This is a genomic window from Solirhodobacter sp. (genome assembly GCF_964715405.1).
Map to the genome: position 1 here is coordinate 66,026 of NZ_CBAICG010000002.1, position 22,496 is coordinate 88,521.

The following is a 22,496-nucleotide window of genomic DNA, read 5'->3' on the forward strand; positions in this document are numbered from 1 at the left end:
TGAGCCTCCGCCGTCAGCCCGGGCGGTCGTCCCACTCCCAGGGCCGGGTGAACTCGCCCAGCACCTTTTCCACCGCGGCGGCTTCGACCACGCCGGTGCGCCGGACCTTCGCCACCAGCCCGCGCTTCTTGTCGTCGACCACCTCGCTCACCTTCGCTTCCACCCCGGCCTTGGTCAGCGCGTGATCATAGACCCGCATGATCGCGCGCTTGCGCAGGTCGGGCTTGAACACCTTGCCCACCGCCGTCTTCGGCAGTTCGGCCAGAATCTCGATGTGCTTGGGCACCGCGGCGCGTTCATGCACATGCTCCCGTGCATGGTGCAAGAGCGCCTCGGGCGTCACCACGGCCCCCTCGACCAGCTCGACATAGACGCAGGGCAGTTCGCCGGCGAAGGCATCGGGTTGACCGATCGCGCCCGCGAAGGCGACCGCCGGATGGCTCATCAGCGCCTCCTCGATCTCGGCCGGGTCGATGTTGTGACCGCCCCGGATGATCAGATCCTTGGCCCGCCCGGTGATATAGAGGTAGCCGTCGGTGTCGATCCGCCCCAGATCGCCCGTGCGCAGATAGCGTTCATCGGCATACAACCCCACGTTCTTGTCGGCTTCGGTGTAGGTCATGCCCGGATAGACGCCCGGATTGGACACGCAGATCTCGCCGACCTCGTCGGTGCCGCATTCCTTGATCACCGTGCCCGCGGCATCGCAGCGCAGGATGCGCACATGCGTGTAGGGAAACGGGATGCCGACCGAGCCGATCTTCTTGTTGCCGCTGGGCGGGTTGACCGACACCAGACAGGTGCATTCGGTCAGCCCGTAGCCCTCGACGATGGTCACCCCGGTCGCCTTCTCGAAGCGGCGGTAAAGCTCCACCGGCAGCGCCGCCGAGCCCGACAGCGCCAGCTTCAACGACGACACATCGGCATCAATCGGCCGCTGCATCAGCGCCGAGATGGCGGTGGGAACGGTGATGACGAAGGTCACCTTCCAGCGTTCCACCAGCTTCCAGAAGTTGTGCATCACGCCGTCGCCGCGATAGCCCGCCGGGGTCGGAAACACCACATGCGCCCCGCTCGACAGCACCGACATCAGGATCGGATAGGCCGCGAAGACGTGAAACAGCGGCAGCGGGCAGAACACCACGTCATCGGCGGTGAACAGCATCCGCGCGCCCAGCCAGCCGTTGTAGATCATCCCCGAAACGCGGTGCTGCGCCACCTTCGGCATCCCGGTGGTGCCGCCGGTGTGGAAACAGGCCGCCACGCGGTCGCCAGCCGGATCGTCGAAGGTCAGCGCATCGGCCCGCTGCCGGGCGCATTCGCGCGCGAAGCTGAGCACGCGCGCCTTGTGCGGCACCGCGTGCCTGGGCCGGATGAACGGCACGATCCACTTCTTCGGCGGGGCCAGGTAGCGGTTGAGGTCGACCTCCAGCACGGTATGCACCCCCGGCGCATGGGCCACCGCCTCGGCGACCTTCCCGGCGATGTCGGTCTTGGGAAAGGCGCGCAGCGTCACCACCACCTTGGCCTTGGTCTCGCGCAGGATCGCGGCGATCTGGGCGGCGTCCAGCAGCGGGTTGATCGGGTTCACGATCCCCGCCACCGCGCCCGCGATCAGCGTCACCGCGGTTTCGGTGGTGTTGGGCAGCACATAGGCCACCACATCCCCCGGCCCGATCCCGAGCGCGCGGAACAGGTTCGCCGTCTGCGTCACCTTGGCCTTCAACTCGGTCCAGGTCAGCGTCTCGGCCGGATCGGTCGGGCCCGAGGTCAGTTGAAAGCTGAAAGCCGACTGGGCCGCATGGCGCGCCGTCGTCTCGCAGAGCAGTGCATAAAGCGACCCGGCCATCGGCCGCGCCTCCCAGGGCGCCTCGGCCTCGATGTCGTTGCGGTCCGCCATTGACGCGAATGAACCCATGATCCCCTCCTCACCGCCTCTTTCGGGCGGCCCTCGGGGAAGGTTCAACGGTTTTGCGCCTTCGCGCAAGCCTCAGCCCGCGCCGCAACGCAGCGTCATGCCCGGCCTATTCCGCCGCCAGCCCGTCGGTGAACTGCAGCCGCGCCAGCCGGGCGTAAAGCCCGCCGCCCGCCACCAGATCGTCATGCGTGCCCTGCGCGACGATGTGGCCGTGCTCGAACACCACGATGCGGTCGGCCTTCTTCACCGTCGCCAGCCGGTGCGCCACGATCAGCGTGGTGCGGGTCTCGCTCAGCTTCTCCACCGCCTGCTGTACCGCCCGCTCGCTTTCGGCATCCAGCGCGCTGGTTGCCTCGTCCAGCAGCAGGATCGGCGCGTCGCGCAGGATCGCCCGGGCAATGGCGATGCGCTGCTTCTGGCCACCCGACAGCATCACGCCGCGCTCGCCCACATAGGTGTCATAGCCGCGCGGCAACGCGGCGAGGAAATCGTGCGCCGCAGCCGCCTGTGCCGCGGCCTCGACCTCGGCGTCGCTGGCCTCGGGCCGGCCAAAGCGGATGTTCTCGCGCGCCGAGGTGGCGAAGATCACCGGATCCTGCGGCACCAGCGCGATCGCCCGGCGGAAATCGTCGCGCGCCATCTTGCGCAGGTCGATGCCGTCGATCGTCACCGCGCCTGACTGCGGATCATAGAACCGCTGCAACAACTGGATGATCGTCGTCTTGCCCGCGCCCGAGGGCCCGACCAGCGCCACCGTCTCGCCCGGCGCCACGTTCAGCGTGATCCCGTCCAGCGCCGAAACTTCGGGCCGCGCCGGATAGCGGAACGTCACCCCCTCGAACCCGATCGCTCCCTTCGCGGGGCGCGGCAGCGGCACCGGCCGCACCGGGTCCGTCACCGTGTCCTTCGCCTGCAACAGCTCCACCAGCCGCTCAGTCGCGCCCGCCGCGCGCTGCAACTCGCCGATGATCTCGCTCAACGCGCCGACCGAGCCCGCCACCAGCACCGAGTAGATCACGAACTGGATCAGGCTGCCCGCCGTCATCATGCCCGCCCGCACATCCCGCGCGCCGATCCACAGCACACCCACGATCCCGGTGAACACCAGGAAGATGACGATCATCGTCATCACCGCCCGCGCCCCAATCCGCGTCTTCGCCGACAGGAACGACTTCTCGGTCATCGCGCCAAAGGTCGCCCGGCTTTCGCGCTCATGCGTGAAGGCCTGCACCGTCTGCACCGAACTCAGCGCCTCGGACGCGTTGCCCGACGACTGCGCGATCCAGTCCTGGTTCTCGCGGCTCAGTTTGCGCAACTGCCGCCCCAGCACCACGATCGGCACGATCACCGCCGGCACGATCAGCAAGACCAGCCCGGTCAGCTTGGCCGAGGTCAAGAGCATCAGCGCCAGCCCGCCCACCAGCATCAGCACGTTGCGCAGCGCCACCGACACCGACGAACCGATCACCGACAGGATCAGCGTGGTGTCCGTGGTCAGCCGACTCAGCACTTCGCCGGTCAGGATATTCTCGAAGAACGCCGGGCTCATTCCCACCACACGGTCGAACATCGCCTTGCGGATGTCGGCCACCACCCGCTCGCCCAGCCGGGTGACAAGGTAATACCGCGTGCCGGTGCCCAGCGCGAGCAGCGTCGCGATCACCAGCGCCGCGCCGAAGTAGCTGTCCAGCAGCGCGGCGCTGCCGGTGTTGAAATTGTCCACCACCCGCCGCACCGCGATCGGCAGGATCAGCGAGATCACCGCGGTCGAGATCAGCGCCAGCCCCGCCCCGATCACCATCCGCCGGTACGGCCGCATGAACGGCCAAAGCGCCGCCAGCGCCCCGATCCGCTTCGACGAATCGCGTTTTTCAAGGATGACCGGTGACCGCGCCATGTGTGCTTCCCCTGCTATGCCGCTCCGCGCTTACGCCCCGAGCCGCGGCCCGGCAAGCGTCAAGGCTGCCGCAGCCGGGTCACGGATGGGTGAACGGGGGGGCAGCATGCCCGGGCCGCAGACCCCCTGCTGGACAGCCCACCGCCCCAGCCCCATAGTCGGCCAACGAACGAGGCGGGACCAGATGAGCCAAACAAGTGACGCCTACACGGAAGCCCGCCGCCGGGTCGCCGAAGCTAAGGCCACGGGCAATACAGAACTCGAGTTGTCGATCTGGGGACTTGCGACCATCCCCCCCGAACTCTCCGCCCTCGCCACGCTGAGAAGCCTGTACCTGATGGGCACTGAGGTCACCGACATCGCCCCCGTCAGCACCCTCACCGCGCTGAAACGCCTCAACATTGAGGGCACAAAGGTCACTGACCTTAGCCCCCTCAGGACCCTTACCTCACTGCAACAACTCTACCTCATGGACACAAGGGTCTCCAACCTCGCCCCCCTCGCGTCCCTTACCGCGTTGGAAGACCTTGACCTCGACTCCTCCGAAGTCAAAGACCTGCGCTCAATCCGCCATTTCACCGCCCTCAGGGAAGCCGCGGGTCTTTCGTCTGATGGCCTCCAATTCCGCGATACCCCCGCCACTCGCCTCGACCCCGAACTGGACCGTCTGTCCGAAATCGACGACGCCGAGACCCGCACCCGCGAAACCCTCGCCTATCTCAACGCACTCGATGATGCCGCCTATGATCGCCTGCTGGGCCTGCCCCCAACAGATCCCGCCCCCACGCCCGAACAGGACACAGCGCTTCCCGTCACCGTCGCCGAGGGCAAGGCCGAGGTCGCCCCGGCGCTGCCCGTGGGTGCCGAACTCACCGATCCGGTCAAGCGCAAGGCGCTCGAACGGCTCCGCGAGGCGGTCGAGGTTCTGCGCCGGTCCGGTAACCAGCACCCTGATATCGACACCATCTCACGCCGCCTCGCCGCCGAGCTTGCGCACGATTTCCCCGCCATCGACCTGATGGAGGTGCATTTCGACCTGACCGCCTGCCGCAGCATCTTCACCCGCCGGGATGAACGCGAAGGCGATGACCGCCTTGCCCCCGAAACTGTCACGGCGCTCGACAGGGTCTGGATGATCGGCCCCGGTCTGACCCTCGACAACCCCGAGGTCGAGGTGTTCGAGGCGCGCTATCGCCGCCATGCGCAGGCCACCGACACCACCGCCCCTATCGCCGCGCAAGACGAGTTGTCGCGCGCCATCATCACGGCCCCCGACGCCTTCGGCCCGCGCATCATCAGCTACAGCGCCACCTTCACCCAAAGTTCGACCGATCCCGAAACCCGCGTCCGCGTCGCGCAGCAGACCGTTAACCGAAACATCGTGATCGCTCTGGGGAGATACGTCGCCCCGGTTGCTTTGAATGCGCTGATCGGACATGAGACTATCAGTTTCGCCGGATGGCTTTGGGCGAACCACTCGGTCATAACGACACTTGCCCAATACTGGGGCGACGGCTTCGCGGCGTGGATCGGGCCAATTCTGGACTACGCCCGCGACCGCGTCCAACCCGGTCCGAAGCGCGACTGAACGCGCCCCAATCCTTACCATCCTCTTAACACCCCGCCCCGAACGTCGATGGAACGTCGGTGCTTTTTCGGTGCAAAATCGGTGCGGAAACGGTGTCCCTGTTTCCCAGCAATTTCAATGGTTTGGAGGAGTGGAGCGGGCGGCGGGAATCGAACCCGCGTCTTTAGCTTGGAAGGCTAAGGTCTTACCATTACACAACGCCCGCGCTGCCCCTCCAATATCCGCTGCGGTGGCTCAAGGCAAGCTGTCAGGCGGCCAGCGGCGCAATCAGGCCGGGGCCCTCGACGCGGTTGGAATTCACTTTGGGATCAACGCGATACACCTCCCAGGTGTGCGCTGGTGCGGCGTGCATCAGGGCCGCCGCCCCGGTGCCCGCCTCGCCCAGCCACAGCGGCCAGTCGGCGCGTTCCACCGTCACCGGCTCGCGGTGATGCACCTTCGCGACCGCGTCGCCGGACTCGGTGGTGACAATCGCGAAGGTCACCAGCGCCTGCCCCTCCCGTTCCCACGCCTGCCAAATTCCAGCAAAAGCAAGGGGTTGCCCGTCCACCCGCCGGATGTACCACGGCAGCCGGGCGGCGTTGTCCCCAGCGCTCCACTCGTAAAACCCCGAGGCCGGGATCAGGCAGCGCCGCGCCCGCACCGCCGCGCGAAAGGCGGGCTTGGTCGCGATGGTGTCGGCCCGCGCATTGATCAGGAGCGGCCCATCCTTGGGGCTTTTGTACCAGCCGGGCAGGAACCCCCAGCGCATCGGGCGCAGTCGCCGCGCGCCGCCCTCGGACGTCACCACGGCGACCGGCTGGGTCGGGCAGATGTTGTAGCGCGGGCTCGGCGGCAAATCGTTCGAGACCACCGCGTCGAACAGCGCGGCGATCGCCTCATCCGGGTGGGTCATCACGAAACGGCCGCACATCTCGCCGTCTTTCGAATTGGTTGCGCGCCCCGCCGCAGCCGGGGCGCGCGCCGGGGTTACTGGCCGACCGTCTTGATCCGGCCTTCGACCTTCTCGGTCACATGACCGATCTTGGCGACATAGGTCATCACGTCGTTCGCCATCAGGTTGCCCGCGGTGTCATTCACCAGCACCTTGCCGCCGCCCAGCGCGGTATAGCCATCGCCGCCCGACAGCATGTAGTCGTTGGTCGCAACCTTGTAGACCGCGTTCATGTCAAGCGACTTGCCGCCCACCATGACCGAGGCGACGCGCGAGCCCGCCGGGGCCTTCGGGTCATAGACGAACTGCATCCCCGCCACCTGCGGGAATCGCCCGGCGCCGTCGGCGACCTGGCTTACCCCGTTCTCCAGCGCCGCCAGGATCTGGCTGCCCGGAATCTCGGTCACCACGGTCTTGTTGCCGAACGGCAGCTCGGTCAGGATGTCGCGCCGCGTCAGTTGCAGGCCCGCGTCATAGGTTCGGTCGGCACGGATGCCGCCGCCGTTGATGATGGCGAGATCGGCCCCGGTGGCGTCCTTCACCGCATCGGCGATCAGATCGCCCATCGCCGATTCCTCGCCGCGCACCACGTTGCGCCGCGAGTCGAGCGCCACGTCGGTGGTGCCGATCACCACGTTCAGGCTCTGGTCGAGCTGCGCCTTCAGCCCGTCGACCACCTTCTGCGTCTCGGGGTCGGGTGCCACGCTCGCGGTATCGACAAAGCGGAAGTTCGGCGTCCATTTCACCGTGCGCTTGCCGTCCTTGACGTCCACCGTCACCGTCAGGTCGAGCGGGTCCATGAAGCGCGCGTCCATCGAGGTCTCGACATAGGCGGTAATGCCGTCGTAGCCGGTCATGTAGTCATGATCGTCGCCCGACATGATCACGTCGAAGGCGTGGCTCGCCATCATCTCGAAGTCCTGGCTGTGCGGCGTCTGCGCGACCGCGATCACCAGATCGGCGCCGTCCTTGCGGGCCTGCCTGGCCGCCGCGACCCCGGTGGAAACCGAGGGCAGGAACTTCAGGTCGCCCGAGCTTGATACGGTGGGCGTGTCATCCTCGGAAATCGGGATCAGCGCGATCTTCAGCCCGGCGATTTCCTTCACCATCACCCCTTGCAGCCCCTTCAGCGGCGAGCCGTCGGCGTTGGTGATCGAGATCGTGGCCCAAGGGTATTTCGACTTCGCCACCTTGTCGAAGAAGTTGTCGGGGCCGAAGTCGAACTCGTGGTTGCCGGGCACCGCGATGTCGAAGGGCACGATGTTGGTCAGGTCGATGGTGTTCTGCCCCTTGTCAAGGCCCGACATCAGCGAGGGCGACAGCATGTCGCCGTCAAACACGTAAAGCGTGTTCGGGTTCGCCGCCTTCTCGGCCTTCGCCAGCGCATTGAGGCGGGCGAAGCCGCCGCGATCCTTCCCGGCGTCGAAGTTGTAAAGATCGCCCACCCCGAGGATGGTCAGCTTCACCGTATCGGCCGCCATTGCCGCGGGCGCGGCAAGGCCAGCCACGGCGGCAGCACCCATCAGGGCGGCGGCGAGCGTGCGGGCACGTCTGGTCATTGCGGGTCTCCTTGTCTGGACTGGCGCGAGAGTGATGGTCCCGATCGCCCGTGTCAAAGCCTTCACGCGGCCAAAATGCGCATTCAAGATGACTTGCGCGTGACGTTGGGCCATTGACCGCCACGAGGACAACGGGCATCACGCACCCATGCTGATCTTCAAGATTTTCCGCCGCTCCGAATGGAACGCCTTCCGTGACGCGGGGGAAACCGCTGGCGCACCGATCGACCGGGCCGATGGCTTCATCCATTTTTCCACCGCCGGTCAGGTGCCGGAAACCGCGGCACGGCACTTTGCGACCGAAAGCGATCTGGTGCTGGTCGCCGTGCGCCCCGATGCGCTTGGCGTGGCGCTGAAGTGGGAGCCCTCGCGCGGTGGCGCGCTGTTCCCGCACCTCTACCGCATCTTGCGGCTAAACGAGGTGGTGTGGGACAAGTCGCTGCCCCTCGGTGCCACCGGCCACATTTTCCCCGAGGGGATGCTGTGAGCCTGATCGAACGCGCGGGCCTTGCCGCGCTGCACCGGATCGACCCCGAGCGGGCGCATGGCCTTGCGCTGCTGGCGTTGCGCGCGGGCCTGGTGCCGCTGCCCGGTCCCGTCACCTCGCCGCGTCTTGGCACCACGCTGGCGGGCCTGAGCCTGCCGAACCCCGTGGGGCTTGCCGCGGGCTTCGACAAGAACGCCGTCGCCCTCGGCCCCCTCGTCCGCGCGGGCTTCGGCTTCATCGAGGTCGGCGCCGCCACGCCGCGCCCGCAACCCGGCAACCCGAAACCGCGCCTGTTCCGGCTGACCGAGGATCGCGCCGCGATCAACCGCTTCGGCTTCAACAACGAGGGCGCCGCCGCGATCGCCGCCCGCCTCGCGCAGCGGCCGAAGGGCGGCGTGATCGGCCTCAACCTCGGCGCCAACAAGGACAGCGCCGACCGCGCCGCCGATTTCGCGGCCGTGCTGGCGACCTGCGGCGGCCATATCGACTTCGCCACCGTCAATGTCTCCTCGCCCAACACCGAACGGCTGCGGGATTTGCAGGGCAAGGCCGCGCTGGCCGCCCTGCTGGCCGGTGTGCTGGAGGTCCGGGCGGGCCTCCTCCGCCGCATCCCGGTGTTCCTGAAGATCGCGCCCGACCTTGACGACGGCGGCCTTGCCGACGTCGCCGAGGTCGCGCTGGCCTCCGGCATCGACGGCATCATCGCCACCAACACCACACTTGTGCGCGACGGTTTGAAAAGCCGCCATCGCGGCGAAGCAGGCGGCCTGTCCGGCGCGCCGCTGTTCGAGAAATCCACCCGCATCCTGGCGCGGCTGTCGCAGCTGACCAATGGCAAGCTGCCGCTGATCGGCGTCGGTGGCATCGCCACGCCGGAACAGGCTTACGCCAAGATCCGGGCCGGCGCCTCGGCGGTGCAGGTCTACACCGCGATGGTCTACGACGGTATCGGCCTTGCCGCCCGGCTCGCCCGCGGCCTTGACGCGCTGCTGGTGCGCGACGGCTTCACGACGGTGGCCGAGGCGGTGGGCAGCGGCCGCGCAGAGTGGCTCTGACCGCTGCGCCAGTGGTGGGGGCCACGGGTCAGCCTACCGGGCTGCGCCGTCTACCCGCATTTCGAATAGCCGCAGTTGGCGCAGGTCATGCAGCCCTCGACCATCCGCATTTCGAAGCTGCCGCAGCTTGAACAGGCCTTGCCGCGGCCGCCCGAGACCTGGGCGATCTGGGCACGCGGGTCGGTCTTCAGCCCCATGCCCTCGCCGTCGATGAAGCCGATCTGGATCAGGTGGCGCTCGATCACGCCGCCGATCGCGGCGAGGATCGAGGGGATGTAGCGCCCTTCCATCCAGGCGCCGCCGCGCGGGTCGAACACCGCCTTGAGTTCCTCCACCACGAACGAGATGTCGCCGCCGCGCCGGAATACCGCCGAGATCATCCGCGTCAGCGCCACCGTCCAGGCGAAATGCTCCATGTTCTTGGAGTTGATGAAGACCTCGAACGGCCGCCGATGCCCGGCGATCACGATGTCGTTGATGGTGATGTAGATCGCGTGCTCGCTGTCGGGCCACTTCAGCTTGTAGGTCGCGCCCTCCAGCGCCTGCGGCCGGTCGAGCGGTTCCGAGAGATAGACCACCTCGCCCGAGGCCGCCGCCTGCGACTGGGCGTGCGCCTCGGCCTGCGTCGGCTCGGTCTTCTCGGATACCGTCAGCACGGACCCGGTGACGTCGTTCGGCCGGTAGGTCGTGCAACCCTTGCAGCCCTGATCCCAGGCGGCCATGTAGACCTCCTTGAAGGCATCAAAGCTGATGTCCGCGGGGCAGTTGATGGTCTTCGAGATCGAGCTGTCCACCCACTTCTGCGCGGCGGCCTGCATCCTGACGTGGTCGAGCGGCGGCAGGGTCTGGGCGTCGACGAAATGATCGGGCAACGGTCGGTCGCCGAACTTCCGCCGCCACAGGGCGACGGCGTAGTCCACCACCTCTTCCTCGGTGCGCGACCCATCCTTTTGCAACACCTTGCGGGTGTAGGCGTAGGCGAAGACCGGCTCGATCCCGGAACTCACGTTCCCCGCGTAAAGGCTTATCGTGCCTGTCGGAGCGACCGAGGTCAGCAGCGCGTTGCGGATCCCGTGGGCGGCGATGGCATCGCGGACGTCCTTGTCCATCTGCAACATATTGCCCGATGCGAGATAGCCCTGCGCGTCGAACAGCGGGAACGGCCCCTTCTCCTGCGCAAGGTCGACCGAGGCGAGATAGGCGGCCCGCGCGATGGCGTGCATCCACGCTTCGGTCGCCGCCATCGCCGCGTCGGACCCATAGCGCAGCCCCAGCATCAGCAGCGCATCGGCAAGCCCGGTGACGCCCAGCCCGATGCGGCGCTTCGCCTGCGCCTCGGCTTCCTGTTGCGGCAGCGGAAAGCGGGACGTGGTCACCACGTTGTCCAACATCCGCACCGCGGTGCGCACCAGCGTGTCGAGCGCCGCCATGTCGATCCGGGCGGTCGGCTCGAACGGATCGGACACCAGCCGCGCAAGGTTGATCGAACCCAGAAGGCAGGCGCCGTAGGGCGGCAACGGCTGTTCACCACAGGGGTTGGTCGCGGCGATCGTCTCGACGTAGTTCAGGTTGTTCATCGCGTTGATGCGGTCGATGAAGATCACGCCCGGTTCCGCGAAATCGTAGGTGGAGCGCATGATGCGGTTCCACAGATCGCGCGCGGGCAGGGTCTTGTAGACCTTGCCGCCGAAAGTCAGTTCCCACGCCTCGCCCGCCTTGACGGCGGCCATGAAGGCATCCGTCACCAGCACCGACAGGTTGAACATGCGCAGCCGGGCCGGATCCTGCTTGGCCTCGATGAAGGCCTCGATGTCGGGATGGTCGCAGCGCATGGTGGCCATCATCGCGCCACGACGCGAGCCCGCCGACATGATGGTGCGGCACATCGCATCCCACACATCCATGAAGCTGAGCGGGCCGGAGGCATCCGCCGCCACCCCATGCACCGCCGCGCCGCGCGGGCGGATCGGCGAGAAATCGTAGCCGATGCCGCCGCCCTGCTGCATGGTCAGCGCGGCCTCGCGCAGCATGTCGAAGATGCCGCCCATGCTGTCGGGGATGGTGCCCATGACAAAGCAGTTGAACAGCGTGACGCTGCGCCCGGTGCCCGCCCCGGCCGTGATGCGGCCCGCGGGCAGAAAACGGAAATCCTCCAGCGCGGCGTAGAAGCGCTCCTCCCAGATGGCGGGGTCGGTCTCGACCTCCGCCAGCGACCGCGCGACGCGGCGCCAGGTCTCCTCCAGCGTGGCGTCGATCGGGGTGCCGTCGGCCGCCTTCAGACGATACTTCATGTCCCAGATCTGCTCGGCGATGGGGGCGGCGAAGCGGGTCATGGCAGCATCCTCGTGGCAGGGAAGTGAGCATTCCAATATACGCCCTCGGCTTGAACTCCGCAACGCGTAGCCTAGAGTCCGGGGCCGACAACATGATCTAGCAAGAGCGAGTCGCGGCCATTTCGACCACCCACATCCTGAAGCTCTGCGTCGGCGCGGATCGCGTCGAGGACCTGATCGACTGGCAGGACCAGCGCCGCGCCGAAGACCCGGCGTGGCAGACGAGCCATGTCACCCGGATGTGGCCCAAGCGCGCCGACGAGGTGCTGAACGGCGGCTCGCTCTACTGGGTGTTCAAGGGGATGGTGCTGGCGCGCCAGCGCATCCTGCGGCTGGACGCGCGGCAGGGGGCCGACGGCGTGCTGCGCTGCGCCCTCGTGCTCGACCCCGCCGTGATCCGCACCGAGCCGCAACCGCGCCGCCCGTTCCAGGGCTGGCGCTACCTTGCCCCCGACGACGCCCCGCGCGACCTGCGCAGGTCCGGCCCGCGGGAAGAGGCGTTGCCGCCCGCGCTGGCGGCCGCGCTGGCCGAAATCGGTGTGCGGTAACGGCCGACTGCGGAAGCCTCCGGCGGGAGTATTTGGGCCAAGAAGAATGGGGTCAGAGGTGATCCGGCAGGTCGAGCCCGAGGGTTGCCAGCAGCGACTCCAGCGCCGGGCGGGCACCGTTCGACCAGTCGGCGGCGCGGGCCGCGTAAAGCGTCGCCTCGGACCGGTGGATCAGGCCGTCCGACAGGATCTTCAGGTGGTTGGCGCGCAGGGTCTCGCCCGATGACGTGATGTCGGCGATCGCCTCGGCGGTGAGGTTCTTCACCGTGCCCTCGGTCGCGCCCTGACTGTCCACCAGTTGATAATCCGCCACCCCGTTGTCGCGCAGGAAATCGCGCACAAGCCGGTGGTATTTCGTGGCGATCCGCAGCCGGTGGCCATGCGCGGCGCGAAAGGCGCTGGCGGCGGCGTCGAGGTCGTCGAGCGTGTCGACGTCGATCCAGAACGCGGGCACGGCGATGATCAGGTCGGCGAAACCGAACCCCAGCGCGGCGAGGTCGGCGACCTGATCCTCCCAGTCCACCAGCTTCTCGCGCACGAGGTCGGAGCCGGTGACGCCCAGATGGATCCGCCCGGCCGCCAGTTCGCGCGGAATCTCGCCCGCCGACAGCAGCACCGCCTGCACCCCATCGGCCCCGCCGACCGCAGCGGAATATTCCCGTTCCGACCCCACGCGGCGCATCTCGACGCCGCGGGCGCCGAACCATTCGAATGTCTTCTCCATCAGCCGCCCCTTGGACGGCACGCCGATCTTCAGGCTCATGCCCGCCCCTCCGTCAGCGCGGCGACAAGGCCGGGGCGGATCACGCCGCCGACGGCGGGGATCGACCGGCCCTGCCCCAGCACCCGCGTCAGCGCATCGTAGCGCCCGCCCGAGGCGACGGGGGGCAGGTCGGCGCGCCCCTCGGCGTGGAAGCTGAAGACGAAGCCGTCGTAATATTCCAGCGTGGTGCGGCCGTGGCTGGCCTCGAAATCGAGGTTGCCGACGTCGATGCCGCGGCGTGACAGCGCATCAAGGCGGCGGGCGAAGCGGTCCACCGCCGGGGCGATGCTCGGCAGGTCCACTGCCACGTCGCGCAGATGGCCCAGCGCATGGGGCGCGGTGTCGCGCAGGGTCAGCACATCCTCCAGCAGGTCCACCTCGGCGGCCGACAGCGGCGGCGTGGCCGCATCCTCGGCCAGCGCGGCGGCGCGGGCGGCAACCTCGGCGGGATCGCGCAGGCCGATGGCGGGGCCGGCGGCAGCGATCAGGTCGGCGGCCGAAGCGCCGGCCAGCGCCGCCAGCAACCGCGCGCGGGGTTCCGGCTGCGGGGTACGGCCGCCGAAGCGGTCGAGCAGCGCGCGGAACCGGCGCGGCCGCCAGATATGGCGCAAAAGCGCGGCGCGGCGGCGCTCGCTGGTGGTCAGGCCGTGCACCGCCGCCATCAGGATGCCGATGTCGCCCGTTGCCGCGCGCAGCCGCAGCGGCGCCAGCACGTCGGCGAACAGCGCGAAGACTTCGGCATCGGCATCCTCGGGGTTGTCCCGCGCGAAAACCTCGTAGCCGACCTGCAGATACTCGCGGGCCCGCACGCCCAGGTGATCCTGGCGCCGGAACACCTCGCCCATGTAGGTGTAGCGCGCCGGTTCCGCCCCGTGCGCCATGTGCATCTGCACCACCGGCACGGTGAAGTCGGGGCGCAGCATCATCTCGCCCTCCAGCGGGTCGTAGGTCATGTAGGCGCGGGCCCGGATATCCTCGCCGTAAAGGTCCAGCAGCGTGTCGGCGGGCAGCAGGATATCGGCATCGACCGGCACCGCCCCGGCCGCCTGGAAACGGGCGAAGAGCCGTTCCGCCTCGGCGCGGTCTGCGGCTTTCATCCGGCGGCCCCGAGGATGCGGCGCACGGCGGCGACCAGATCGGCGCGCGCGACCTCGGTCTGCGCCGGTTGCGCCTTCCATTCCTCGACGCTGGCGGCGGCGGCGATCTTCGCGCCCAGCACCAGATCCTTCACCTGCACGACGCCCCGCGCGGCCTCGTCGGCGCCCTGGATGATGGCCACGGGCGACTGCCGTTTGTCGGCGTATTTCAACTGGTTGCCGAAGTTCTTGGGGTTGCCGAGATACATCTCGGCCCGGATGCCCGCCGCGCGCAACTCACCCACGATGGCCATGTAATCTGCCATCCGGTCACGATCCATCACCGTCACCACCACCGGGCCGGGGGTCGCCGGTTTTGATTTTCGCAACGCATTAAGAATGGCCAACAACCGATCAACTCCGATTGACACGCCAGTTGCCGGAACTGACTGGCCCGTAAAACGCTTCACGAGATCGTCGTATCGTCCACCACCAGCAACCGAGCCGAAGGTTCGCTTTCTGCCCATTTCGTCAAATGTCTCGGCTGTAACTTCAGCTTCGAATACGGGTCCGGTGTAATACCCGAGACCGCGAACGACCGACCAATCGATCATCGTGTTTCGGCCAGCATATCCAAGCTTGTCCAGGAGTTCAGAGATAGTCTCAAGTTCGGATACGCCGTCCGAGCCACTCGGGGTAGAACCAACGAAGCCCCTGATCGAAGCGAGGCGATCTGCTTCGGTACCTTGAGGGGTCTCGAAGAACCAAGCGAACATATCGACCTGTTCGTCGCTGAGACCGGCACCTTTGGTGAAGTCGCCACTTTGGTCCAACCGACCTTTACCAAGCAGCGCCCTGACGCCGTCGACTCCGAACTTGTCGAATTTGTCAATCGCTCGAAGAACGATCCCGCGCTCCATGGCAAACTTGCTGGGATCATTCGCGTCGTAAAGGCCAGTGGCCTCCATCACTCCATTCAGGACCTTGCGATTGTTGATGCGAACAACAAAGCTGTCCTGCGGAATGCCAAGCGCATTCAATGCGTCGCACAGCATCGCGCACATCTCGGCATCCGCCACCACCGACGCCGACCCCACCGTATCCGCATCGCATTGATAAAACTGGCGAAACCGCCCCGGCCCCGGCTTTTCGTTGCGCCAGACCGGGCCCATCGCATAGCGCCGGTAGGGGCTGGGCAACTCGTTGCGATACTGCGCCGCGACGCGCGCGAGGGGGGCCGTCAGGTCGTAGCGCAGCGCCAGCCAATCGGCATCCTCGTCCTGCCAGGCGAACACGCCGTCGTTCGGGCGATCCACGTCGGGCAGGAACTTCCCCAGCGCTTCAACGGTTTCCACCGCCGAGGTTTCCAAGGGATCGAAGCCGTAGCGGTGGTAGACCGCGGCGATCTGCGCCAGCATGGCGTTGCGTTCGGCCACCTCGGCGCCGAAATAGTCGCGAAACCCCTTGGGTGTCTCGGCGCGCGGCCGCCGGGGGGATTTGTCCTGTGCCATCTTGCTCGCCTCGTCCCGCTGTCGCCGGGTGGCTTAGCGGATGGGGGGCGGCGGGGCAAGGTGGGGGGTTAACGCACCGTTCGGAGAACACCGAAACCGCACCGATTTCGCACCGATTTTACACCGACGTTCGCAGCCGCTAGGATGCCGCCATGACCAGCCCGCTGACCCCGCTCGAAGAACAGATCGCCCACCTGACCCGCACGGTCGAAGACCTCTCGGAGGTTGTCGCCCGCCAGGCGCGCGAGATCGACGTCCTCGGCCGCCGCCTCGGCCTCCTGATGCAGCGCGAGGCGGAGCGTGAAGCCGACACCGGCGGCACGATCCCGCTGGCCGATCAGCGCCCGCCGCACTGGTAAGCCCGCGCCCCCCATTCTTCTTGGCGCCAAATACTCCCGCCGGAGGCTCCGCCATCGGCCCCGGTCGCGACGCCCTACAGCATGGCGAAGCGGTAGGCGGCGACGGCCAGCGCGAAAAGGCCGACCGCGATGGTCAGCGGCCGGTGCGGCACCTTGCGGGCCAGCAGGCCGCCTGCGAAGGACGCGGGCAACCCCCCGGCGATCAGCCCCAGGATGGCGCTGCCGACCCCGTGCCAGTTGGTGCCGCCGCCCCAGGTGCCCGCGCCGAAGGTGGCCGCCAGCATCACCGAGACCGCGACCGTCACCACCGCCTCGGCCGCCATCGAGGCGCCGATGGCGTGGCGGGCGGGCAGGCCCATGCCCAAGAGCGCGGGCGTGACGATCGGGCCCCAGCTGCCGCCGATCCCCTCGATCGCGCCGCCGACAAAGCCGACGGCACCAAGGCGGATATGGCTGACCGCTTTGGGCGGGCTTGGGCGGAACGCCTTGACCAGGATCAGCAGGCCGACCACCACAAGGTAGATGTTGGTCAGCAGGATCAGCGGCGCCCCCTTCAGCGTCGACAGCAGGAACGCCCCCGCCAACCCGCCAACCACCCCCCACAGCGCGATGCGCCAGACCACGCGGCCCTCCAGGTTGCCATTCATCCAGTGCGAGAGGGTCAGCGTGGCGAGCGTCGGCAGCTTGGCCGCGTTGACGCTGACCGACACCAGCGGGGCGGCGACGCCCTGCGCCAGCAGGATCGCGGCCGAGATGATGCCGAAGCCCATCCCGAGCATCCCGTTCACCAGCATCGCGAAGAACCCGACGGCAGCGAATTCGATGAAACGGTCCAAGAAAGTCACCTCAGCGCGACAGCGCCAAGGCGGGAAGCTATCTCAGGCAGGCGCATTCTCAACAGGAAATCCGAGGGGGGTGCGGGACGTTGATCCACGATGCCGCAAAGGGTTGGAATTCTGTTCTCGCATCGCGACGTTTCCAAAGACGGCACGGAACAGGGTCTGCGCCCGGGCGATTCGGCCTCAGAGGTCTTCGACCATCACGACGCCCCTGATCGCCTTGATCGCGCCCTTGATCTGCGGGGTGACGGGGAAATCCTGCCCGGCAGTGATGTCGATCTCGCGGCCGGTTTCGGGGTCGGAAATGCAGAAGGTGACCGGCCCACGCGCACGCGCGCCCTCGCCCATCCGCGCCAGCAGGGCGGCGACCGAGGCGATGGCGGTGTCGTTGCCGATGTGGATGCGCAAGCCCGAGGTTCCGGCATCGGCCGCCACGCTGTCGATCGGTTGCGCCGCGCGGGCCAGCAGTTTCAGTGTGTCGCCTTCCAGATTGGCCTCGACCGTCAGCACAACGTTCCTGCCCGGTTCCAGATGGTCGCGGGCGGCTTCCAGCGTGTCGGAGAACACCGTCACCTCGTAAAGCCCGGTCGGGTCCGACAGCGAGACAAAGGCAAAGCGGTTGCCCTTGGCCGATTTGCGCTCCTGCCGGGCCGAGACCGATCCGGCGATCTTGGCGACCAGCGGGCCGCGTTCGGCGGCAATGGTGATTTCGGCCAGCGTCTGCACCCCCTTGCGCTTCAGGGGGGCCATGTAATCGTCCAGCGGGTGGCCCGACAGGTAGAAGCCGATCGCCTGATGTTCCTGCGCCAGCCGTTCCAGCGGCAGCCAGTCGTCGCCGCCCGGCAGGCGCGGTTCCGGCAGGTCGTCGCCCGCCTCGCCGAACAGCGAGACCTGGGTGGACCCCTTCGCCTCATGGATGGCGGCGGAATAGGCGGCCAGCGCGTCGAGCGAGTCGAACACCCGGCGGCGGTTGGGGTCCAGCACGTCGAAGGCCCCGGCGCGGGCCAGCATTTCCAGCGGGCGCTTGCCGATCCGCTTCAGGTCGCAGCGGCGGGCAAGGTCGAACAGCGTGACAAAAGGCTTGTCGCCCCGCGCCGCAACGATCAGGCGCATCGCATCGACGCCCACGTTCTTCAGCGCGCCCAGCGCGTAAAGCAGCGCGCCGTCCTTCACGCCGAAGGTGGCCAGACTCTGGTTGACGCAGGGCGCCACCACCCTGATCCCCAGCCGGTCCACCTCGCGTTTGTAGACAGCAAGTTTGTCGGTCAGGTGGATGTCGCAGTTCATCACCGCGGCCATGAATTCGACCGGGTGGTTGGCCTTGAGCCAGGCGGTCTGGTAGCTGACCACGGCATAGGCGGCGGCGTGGGATTTGTTGAAGCCGTAGTTGGCGAACTTTTCCAGCAGGTCGAAGACCTCGCCCGCCTTCTTTTCCGGCACGTTGTGGGTGGCCCTGGCCCCCTGCACGAACTTCGGGCGTTCCTTCGCCATCTCTTCGGCGATTTTCTTGCCCATCGCGCGGCGCAGCAGGTCGGCGCCGCCCAGCGAATAGCCCGCCATCACCTGGGCGATCTGCATCACCTGTTCCTGATAGACGATGATGCCCTGCGTTTCGGCCAGGATGCTGTCGATGGTGGGGTGGATCGATTCGAGGTCGCGCAGCCCGTTCTTGACCTCGCAATAGGTCGGGATGTTCTCCATCGGGCCGGGGCGGTAAAGCGCGACCAGCGCCACGATATCCTCGATGCAGGTCGGCTTCATCCGGCGCAGCGCGTCCATCATGCCCGAGCTTTCGACCTGGAACACCGCAACCGTTTTCGCCGCCGCGTAAAGCTCGTAGGTGGCCGCGTCGTCCAGCGGGATCGCGCCGATATCGTCCACCGCGCCCGCGGGCGGCTGGTAGAGCGTGCGGCCATCGGCCGCGAGGTGCAGGTGGCGGCCCTGCCCGCGGATCAGGTCCACCGCGTTCTGGATCGCCGTCAGGGTTTTCAGACCGAGGAAGTCGAACTTCACCAGCCCCGCCGATTCCACCCATTTCATGTTGAACTGGGTCGCGGGCATGTCAGACCGCGGATCCTGATACAGCGGCACCAGTTCGTCGAGCGGGCGGTCGCCGATCACCACCCCGGCGGCATGGGTCGAGGCGTTGCGCAGCAGTCCCTCGATCTGCTGGGCGTAGTCCAGCAGACGCCGCACCACTTCCTCGGCCTTGGCCGCCTCGCGCAGGCGCGGCTCGTCGGCCAGCGCCTTCTCGATGCTGACGGGCTTCACGCCTTCCAGCGGGATCATCTTCGACAGCCGGTCCACCTGGCCGTAGGGCATCTGCAACACGCGCCCGACATCCCGCACGGCAGCCTTGGACAGCAGCGCGCCGAAGGTGATGATCTGGCCCACCTTGTCGCGACCATACTTGCCCTGCACGTAGCGGATCACCTCTTCGCGGCGGTCCATGCAGAAGTCGATGTCGAAGTCGGGCATCGAGACGCGCTCGGGGTTCAGGAACCGCTCGAACAGCAGCGAATAGCGCAGCGGGTCAAGGTCGGTGATGGTCAGCGCATAGGCCACCAGCGACCCCGCGCCCGAGCCGCGACCGGGGCCGACCGGAATGCCCTGTTCCTTGGCCCATTTGATGAAATCGGCCACGATCAGGAAGTAGCCGGGAAAGCCCATCTGCTCGATGATGCCCAGCTCGAACGCCAGCCGCGCCTCGTAATCTTCCCGCGACGCGGCCGGAGGGATCACCTTCAGCCGCGCGGCCAGCCCGGCCCAGGCCTGACGGCGCAACTCCTCCACCTCGTCGTCGGCGAACTTCGGCAGGATCGGCGCGTGCTTCTTCACCTTGAAGGCACAGCGGCGGGCAATCTCCACCGTGTTTTCCAGCGCCTCGGGCAGGTCGGCGAACAGCGCCGCCATCTCGGATTCGGACTTGAAGTAGTGCTGCGGCGTCAGGCGGCGGCGGGGTTCCTGCTGGTCGACATAGGCGCCATCGGCGATGCACAAGAGCGCGTCGTGGGCCTGATACATGTCGGGCTTGGGGAAATAGACATCGTTGGTGGCGACCAGCGGCAGGCCCATCGCATAGGCCATCTCGACCAGCCCCTGCTCGGTCAGCCGTTCGGCCTCGGGCGCACCGGCGCTGTCGCGGTGGCGCTGCAATTCGACATACAGCCGGTCGGGGTAGATCGCCGCCAGCCGGGTCATCAGCGCCTGCGCCTTGGGCGCCTGCCCCGCCCGCAGGAAGCGGCCGACCGGGCCATCGGGGCCGCCGGTCAGGCAGATCAGCCCCCCGGCATGGGCGGCCAGCTCTGCCACCGTCACCTGCGGAAGCGCGCCCCCCTTGCCGATGTAGAGGCAGGAGTTGAGCTTCATCAGATTGTGATAGCCAGCCTCGGACTGCGCCAGCAGCACCACCGGCGCCGGATCGCGCGGCCGCTCGCCGGGCTGTGCGGGGTCGTAGGCCAGCGCGACCTGGCAGCCGACGATCGGCTGCACCCCCGCGCCCGCCGCCAGCGTGGAAAACTCCAGCGCGCAGAACATGTTGTTGGTGTCGGTCACGGCGATGGCGGGCATCCCGGCCTTCTCGCACAGGCCGATCAGCTTCTTCACCGGCACCGCGCCTTCCAGCAGTGAATACTCGGTATGAACGCGCAGGTGGATGAATCGGACGGGGCTGGCCATCCGGCGATCTTAGCCAAGCGCGCACCGGGGCGGAAGGCCGCACGGGCTTGGATTGGCCTGCACTTGGGGCTAGAACCGCCCGTGCCCCAACCGCCCGTGCCCCGCCCCGAAGGACCGCCATGACCCTTGAGCCCGACATCGCCACGACCGACCCAGAGGGCGACGCCGAAGGCCCCGCAACCGCGCACGAGCAGCGGCTGCAAACGGCAAAGCCCAACCGCAACCTCGCGCTGATCCTGGTGGGGGCAGTGTTCGCCATGCTGGCCGCGGCCTTCGCGGTGGCGCTGATCGTGGTCTATGGCGGCTGAGGCGCCCCCTCGCCCCTCGCGGCGCGCAATGCTGGCCGGGGGGGCCGCGCTGCTGGCGCTCGCCGCCTGCAAGCCGGACGCGCCGTGGCACGCGGTCGACGTGCGCGATACCCTGCCCGACCTCGCCTTCACCCTGACGCGGGCCGGGGATGGCAAGACGGTGACCGAAGCCGACGATCGCGGCAAGGTGGTGATGCTGTTCTTCGGCTACACCTTCTGCCCCGACGTCTGCCCGCTGACGATGGCGAACCTGACCGAGGTGCTGCACCGGATGGGCCCGGCCGCCGATGCGGTGCAGGTATTGTTCGTCACGGTCGATCCGAACCGCGACACCCCGCCGGTGCTGGCCGCTTATGCCGCCAGCTTCGACCCCCGCGCCGCGGGCCTGCGCGGAACCGACAACCAACTCGCGGTCCTCGCCCGTCGCTACCGGGTCACCTATTCGGTGCTGCCGCCGGACGGCAGCCGCCCCTATACCGTCGTGCACGGCCCCTCGGTCTACGTCTTCGACCGCACCGGCGCGGCGCGGCTGATGGTGCCGAAGTTCTACGACGCCACGGCGGATCTGGCGGGCGTCACGGCGGACATGCTGCGCCTGGTCGGGGAACCCTAGCGCCGACGGCGCGCGGCGGCGGCCTCATCCACCCTGCGCATGTTCGACAACACCATCACCAGCCCCGCCACGCTCATCATCGAGGGTGGAATCCAGATGATGATGCCGCCGATCTGCTGGTCGGCCAGCGCGCTGACCGAGGCGAAATAGCGCCCGCAGTAGGCGTAGTAGGGAAACAGGTCGCGGGTCGCGAAAGTGATCAACGCCCCCAGGATCATCTCGGGGAACATCACGAATACCGACAGCGCGGCCCGGGTGCCGAAGCTGACCCCCGTCTGCGCGGTCGGCCGGGTGTCCAGCACCATCGCCCAGAACAGGATGCCGTCCAGCGCCATCGACCAGTTCATCACCTCGTACAGCGGGCGGTTCAGCATGGTGACGACATGGACCGGCGGGTAGAGCCAGAAATAGAGCAGCCCCGAGAACAGCACGGTCGCGGGCAGCGGGTGCTGTACCACGGCATAGACGCGCCGCACCACGCCGGTCCGCGTCAGGGCAACCAGCCACGCGGGCGCGCCGCGCAGGATCACCGGCCCGGCCATGCTCAGCCCGATCAGCACCGGCCCGGTGTGGTGCAGCACCATGTGTTGCAGCCGGTGCATGAAGAACATCCGCTGCGCCGGATACTCGAACCCGGTCTGCACCACGACGTAAATCAGCCCAAGCCCGGTGAGGAAGCTCACGATCCGCCAGGTGGCGGGGCGTTCGGCGGGCGCGCAGCGCGCCAGCCCGCGCAGGAACCAGAAGCCGGTGAAGGCCACCGACAGGTAGATCGTCGCGCTGAAATCATAGGGCCCGATGGTGGGCATGTCGGCGGGATACCAGCGCGACATCGTCCAGAGCAGCAGGCCGAGGGCAAGGATCGCCCCCTGCGCGGCAAGCCCGCCAAGGCCTGGCCGCTCCGGCGCTGCCGACAGGTCGGCAAGGCTCACGCGTTGCCCCTGCTGCGGCGCGGCATCTGCCCGCCCCAGGGGCGACGGGTGGCGATGCACGGCAAATTCTTCGGCAAAACACGAAACTCCTTCCCGGT

18 protein-coding genes and 1 tRNA gene are annotated in these 22,496 nt (G+C 67.7%); 7 read left to right on the plus strand and 12 right to left on the minus strand.

Features of this window, described 5'->3' with window-relative positions; genetic code table 11:
• Window positions 1-13: 13 nt before the first annotated feature.
• Complete coding sequence (locus tag AC11WY_RS01225) at window positions 14-1,918, minus strand: acyl-CoA synthetase (RefSeq protein WP_482921697.1); 1,905 nt, start codon at window positions 1,916-1,918, stop codon at window positions 14-16.
• A 106-nt stretch (window positions 1,919-2,024) separates the two neighbouring features.
• The gene (locus AC11WY_RS01230; RefSeq protein WP_482921699.1) at window positions 2,025-3,815 is read right to left on the minus strand and encodes an ABC transporter transmembrane domain-containing protein; all 1,791 of its coding nucleotides are present in this window, start codon (window positions 3,813-3,815) and stop codon (window positions 2,025-2,027) included.
• A 184-nt stretch (window positions 3,816-3,999) separates the two neighbouring features.
• On the opposite strand from AC11WY_RS01230, the gene AC11WY_RS01235 reads away from it, so the two are divergent.
• On the plus strand, window positions 4,000-5,403 hold the full coding sequence (locus AC11WY_RS01235) for a leucine-rich repeat domain-containing protein (protein WP_482921701.1): 1,404 nt from the start codon (window positions 4,000-4,002) through the stop codon (window positions 5,401-5,403).
• A gap of 131 nt (window positions 5,404-5,534) precedes the next feature.
• Here the strand turns inward: AC11WY_RS01235 and AC11WY_RS01240 are convergent.
• The 3 genes from AC11WY_RS01240 to AC11WY_RS01250 form a co-directional block, all read right to left on the minus strand.
• Window positions 5,535-5,608 (minus strand) — tRNA-Gly (locus tag AC11WY_RS01240).
• A gap of 42 nt (window positions 5,609-5,650) precedes the next feature.
• Window positions 5,651-6,316, minus strand: a complete 666-nt coding sequence (locus AC11WY_RS01245; protein WP_482921703.1) for an SOS response-associated peptidase — start codon at window positions 6,314-6,316, stop codon at window positions 5,651-5,653.
• A 56-nt stretch (window positions 6,317-6,372) separates the two neighbouring features.
• Entirely contained in the window at window positions 6,373-7,896 is a 1,524-nt protein-coding gene (locus AC11WY_RS01250; RefSeq protein WP_482921705.1) for a bifunctional metallophosphatase/5'-nucleotidase, read from the minus strand.
• Between the two features lie 148 nt (window positions 7,897-8,044).
• Here AC11WY_RS01250 and AC11WY_RS01255 point away from each other — a divergent pair, with 148 nt between their 5' ends.
• Window positions 8,045-8,383 carry a DUF952 domain-containing protein gene (locus AC11WY_RS01255; protein ID WP_482921707.1) on the plus strand — a complete coding sequence of 113 codons (339 nt, stop codon included), beginning with the start codon at window positions 8,045-8,047 and terminating at the stop codon, window positions 8,381-8,383.
• Window positions 8,380-9,438: a quinone-dependent dihydroorotate dehydrogenase gene (locus AC11WY_RS01260; protein WP_482921709.1), complete on the plus strand. Its 1,059-nt coding sequence runs from the start codon at window positions 8,380-8,382 to the stop codon at window positions 9,436-9,438. The genes AC11WY_RS01255 and AC11WY_RS01260 overlap by 4 nt, the downstream gene beginning before the upstream one ends.
• A 50-nt stretch (window positions 9,439-9,488) precedes the next feature.
• On the opposite strand, the gene AC11WY_RS01265 is transcribed toward AC11WY_RS01260, so the two are convergent.
• Window positions 9,489-11,771, minus strand: coding sequence for an adenosylcobalamin-dependent ribonucleoside-diphosphate reductase (locus AC11WY_RS01265; RefSeq protein ID WP_482921711.1), 2,283 nt, complete (start codon window positions 11,769-11,771; stop codon window positions 9,489-9,491).
• A 119-nt stretch (window positions 11,772-11,890) separates the two neighbouring features.
• On the opposite strand from AC11WY_RS01265, the gene AC11WY_RS01270 reads away from it, so the two are divergent.
• A complete protein-coding gene (locus AC11WY_RS01270) occupies window positions 11,891-12,319 on the plus strand; it encodes a DUF1489 family protein (RefSeq protein WP_482921875.1) in 429 nt (142 codons plus the stop codon).
• Between the two features lie 52 nt (window positions 12,320-12,371).
• Here AC11WY_RS01270 and hisG read toward each other — a convergent pair whose 3' ends face one another.
• From hisG to hisS, 3 genes are read right to left on the minus strand one after another with little or no spacing between them, the layout of a single operon-like run.
• Window positions 12,372-13,082, minus strand: coding sequence for an ATP phosphoribosyltransferase (gene hisG / locus AC11WY_RS01275; protein WP_482921713.1), 711 nt, complete (start codon window positions 13,080-13,082; stop codon window positions 12,372-12,374).
• Window positions 13,079-14,179 carry an ATP phosphoribosyltransferase regulatory subunit gene (locus AC11WY_RS01280; protein ID WP_482921715.1) on the minus strand — a complete coding sequence of 367 codons (1,101 nt, stop codon included), beginning with the start codon at window positions 14,177-14,179 and terminating at the stop codon, window positions 13,079-13,081. Before AC11WY_RS01280 ends, hisG begins: the two co-directional genes overlap by 4 nt.
• A complete protein-coding gene (gene hisS / locus AC11WY_RS01285) occupies window positions 14,176-15,669 on the minus strand; it encodes a histidine--tRNA ligase (protein ID WP_482921717.1) in 1,494 nt (497 codons plus the stop codon). The genes AC11WY_RS01280 and hisS overlap by 4 nt, the downstream gene beginning before the upstream one ends.
• Window positions 15,670-15,821: 152 nt before the next feature.
• On the opposite strand from hisS, the gene AC11WY_RS01290 reads away from it, so the two are divergent.
• The gene (locus AC11WY_RS01290) at window positions 15,822-16,028 is read left to right on the plus strand and encodes a SlyX family protein (protein WP_482921719.1); all 207 of its coding nucleotides are present in this window, start codon (window positions 15,822-15,824) and stop codon (window positions 16,026-16,028) included.
• Window positions 16,029-16,102: 74 nt separating this feature from the next.
• On the opposite strand, the gene AC11WY_RS01295 is transcribed toward AC11WY_RS01290, so the two are convergent.
• Both AC11WY_RS01295 and dnaE read right to left on the minus strand, forming a co-directional pair.
• Window positions 16,103-16,864, minus strand: a complete 762-nt coding sequence (locus AC11WY_RS01295; protein WP_482921721.1) for a sulfite exporter TauE/SafE family protein — start codon at window positions 16,862-16,864, stop codon at window positions 16,103-16,105.
• Window positions 16,865-17,050: 186 nt separating this feature from the next.
• The gene (dnaE, locus tag AC11WY_RS01300; RefSeq protein WP_482921723.1) at window positions 17,051-20,545 is read right to left on the minus strand and encodes a DNA polymerase III subunit alpha; all 3,495 of its coding nucleotides are present in this window, start codon (window positions 20,543-20,545) and stop codon (window positions 17,051-17,053) included.
• Window positions 20,546-20,664: 119 nt separating this feature from the next.
• Here dnaE and AC11WY_RS01305 point away from each other — a divergent pair, with 119 nt between their 5' ends.
• Together AC11WY_RS01305 and AC11WY_RS01310 are read left to right on the plus strand one after the other, a co-directional pair.
• Window positions 20,665-20,853, plus strand: a complete 189-nt coding sequence (locus AC11WY_RS01305) for a hypothetical protein (RefSeq protein ID WP_482921725.1) — start codon at window positions 20,665-20,667, stop codon at window positions 20,851-20,853.
• A 28-nt stretch (window positions 20,854-20,881) separates the two neighbouring features.
• Window positions 20,882-21,466: an SCO family protein gene (locus tag AC11WY_RS01310; protein ID WP_482921727.1), complete on the plus strand. Its 585-nt coding sequence runs from the start codon at window positions 20,882-20,884 to the stop codon at window positions 21,464-21,466.
• Here AC11WY_RS01310 and AC11WY_RS01315 read toward each other — a convergent pair.
• The gene (locus AC11WY_RS01315) at window positions 21,463-22,398 is read right to left on the minus strand and encodes a cytochrome c oxidase assembly protein (protein ID WP_482921729.1); all 936 of its coding nucleotides are present in this window, start codon (window positions 22,396-22,398) and stop codon (window positions 21,463-21,465) included. The two genes, AC11WY_RS01310 and AC11WY_RS01315, sit on opposite strands and share 4 nt — an antisense overlap.
• Window positions 22,399-22,496 lie beyond the last annotated feature (98 nt).

Excerpts from the sequence above, each read along its gene's own strand:
- AC11WY_RS01245 (WP_482921703.1), bottom strand. The coding sequence starts at position 6,316 with ATGTGCGGCCGTTTCGTGATGACCCACCCGGATGAGGCGATCGCCGCG.
- AC11WY_RS01305 (WP_482921725.1), top strand. The coding sequence starts at position 20,665 with ATGACCCTTGAGCCCGACATCGCCACGACCGACCCAGAGGGCGACGCC.
- dnaE (WP_482921723.1), bottom strand. The coding sequence starts at position 20,545 with ATGGCCAGCCCCGTCCGATTCATCCACCTGCGCGTTCATACCGAGTAT.
- AC11WY_RS01230 (WP_482921699.1), bottom strand. The coding sequence starts at position 3,815 with ATGGCGCGGTCACCGGTCATCCTTGAAAAACGCGATTCGTCGAAGCGG.
- AC11WY_RS01265 (WP_482921711.1), bottom strand. The coding sequence starts at position 11,771 with ATGACCCGCTTCGCCGCCCCCATCGCCGAGCAGATCTGGGACATGAAG.
- AC11WY_RS01225 (WP_482921697.1), bottom strand. The coding sequence starts at position 1,918 with ATGGGTTCATTCGCGTCAATGGCGGACCGCAACGACATCGAGGCCGAG.
- AC11WY_RS01235 (WP_482921701.1), top strand. The coding sequence starts at position 4,000 with ATGAGCCAAACAAGTGACGCCTACACGGAAGCCCGCCGCCGGGTCGCC.
- AC11WY_RS01290 (WP_482921719.1), top strand. The coding sequence starts at position 15,822 with ATGACCAGCCCGCTGACCCCGCTCGAAGAACAGATCGCCCACCTGACC.
- AC11WY_RS01250 (WP_482921705.1), bottom strand. The coding sequence starts at position 7,896 with ATGACCAGACGTGCCCGCACGCTCGCCGCCGCCCTGATGGGTGCTGCC.
- hisG (WP_482921713.1), bottom strand. The coding sequence starts at position 13,082 with ATGAGCCTGAAGATCGGCGTGCCGTCCAAGGGGCGGCTGATGGAGAAG.
- AC11WY_RS01255 (WP_482921707.1), top strand. The coding sequence starts at position 8,045 with ATGCTGATCTTCAAGATTTTCCGCCGCTCCGAATGGAACGCCTTCCGT.
- AC11WY_RS01280 (WP_482921715.1), bottom strand. The coding sequence starts at position 14,179 with ATGAAAGCCGCAGACCGCGCCGAGGCGGAACGGCTCTTCGCCCGTTTC.
- hisS (WP_482921717.1), bottom strand. The coding sequence starts at position 15,669 with ATGGCACAGGACAAATCCCCCCGGCGGCCGCGCGCCGAGACACCCAAG.
- AC11WY_RS01310 (WP_482921727.1), top strand. The coding sequence starts at position 20,882 with ATGCTGGCCGGGGGGGCCGCGCTGCTGGCGCTCGCCGCCTGCAAGCCG.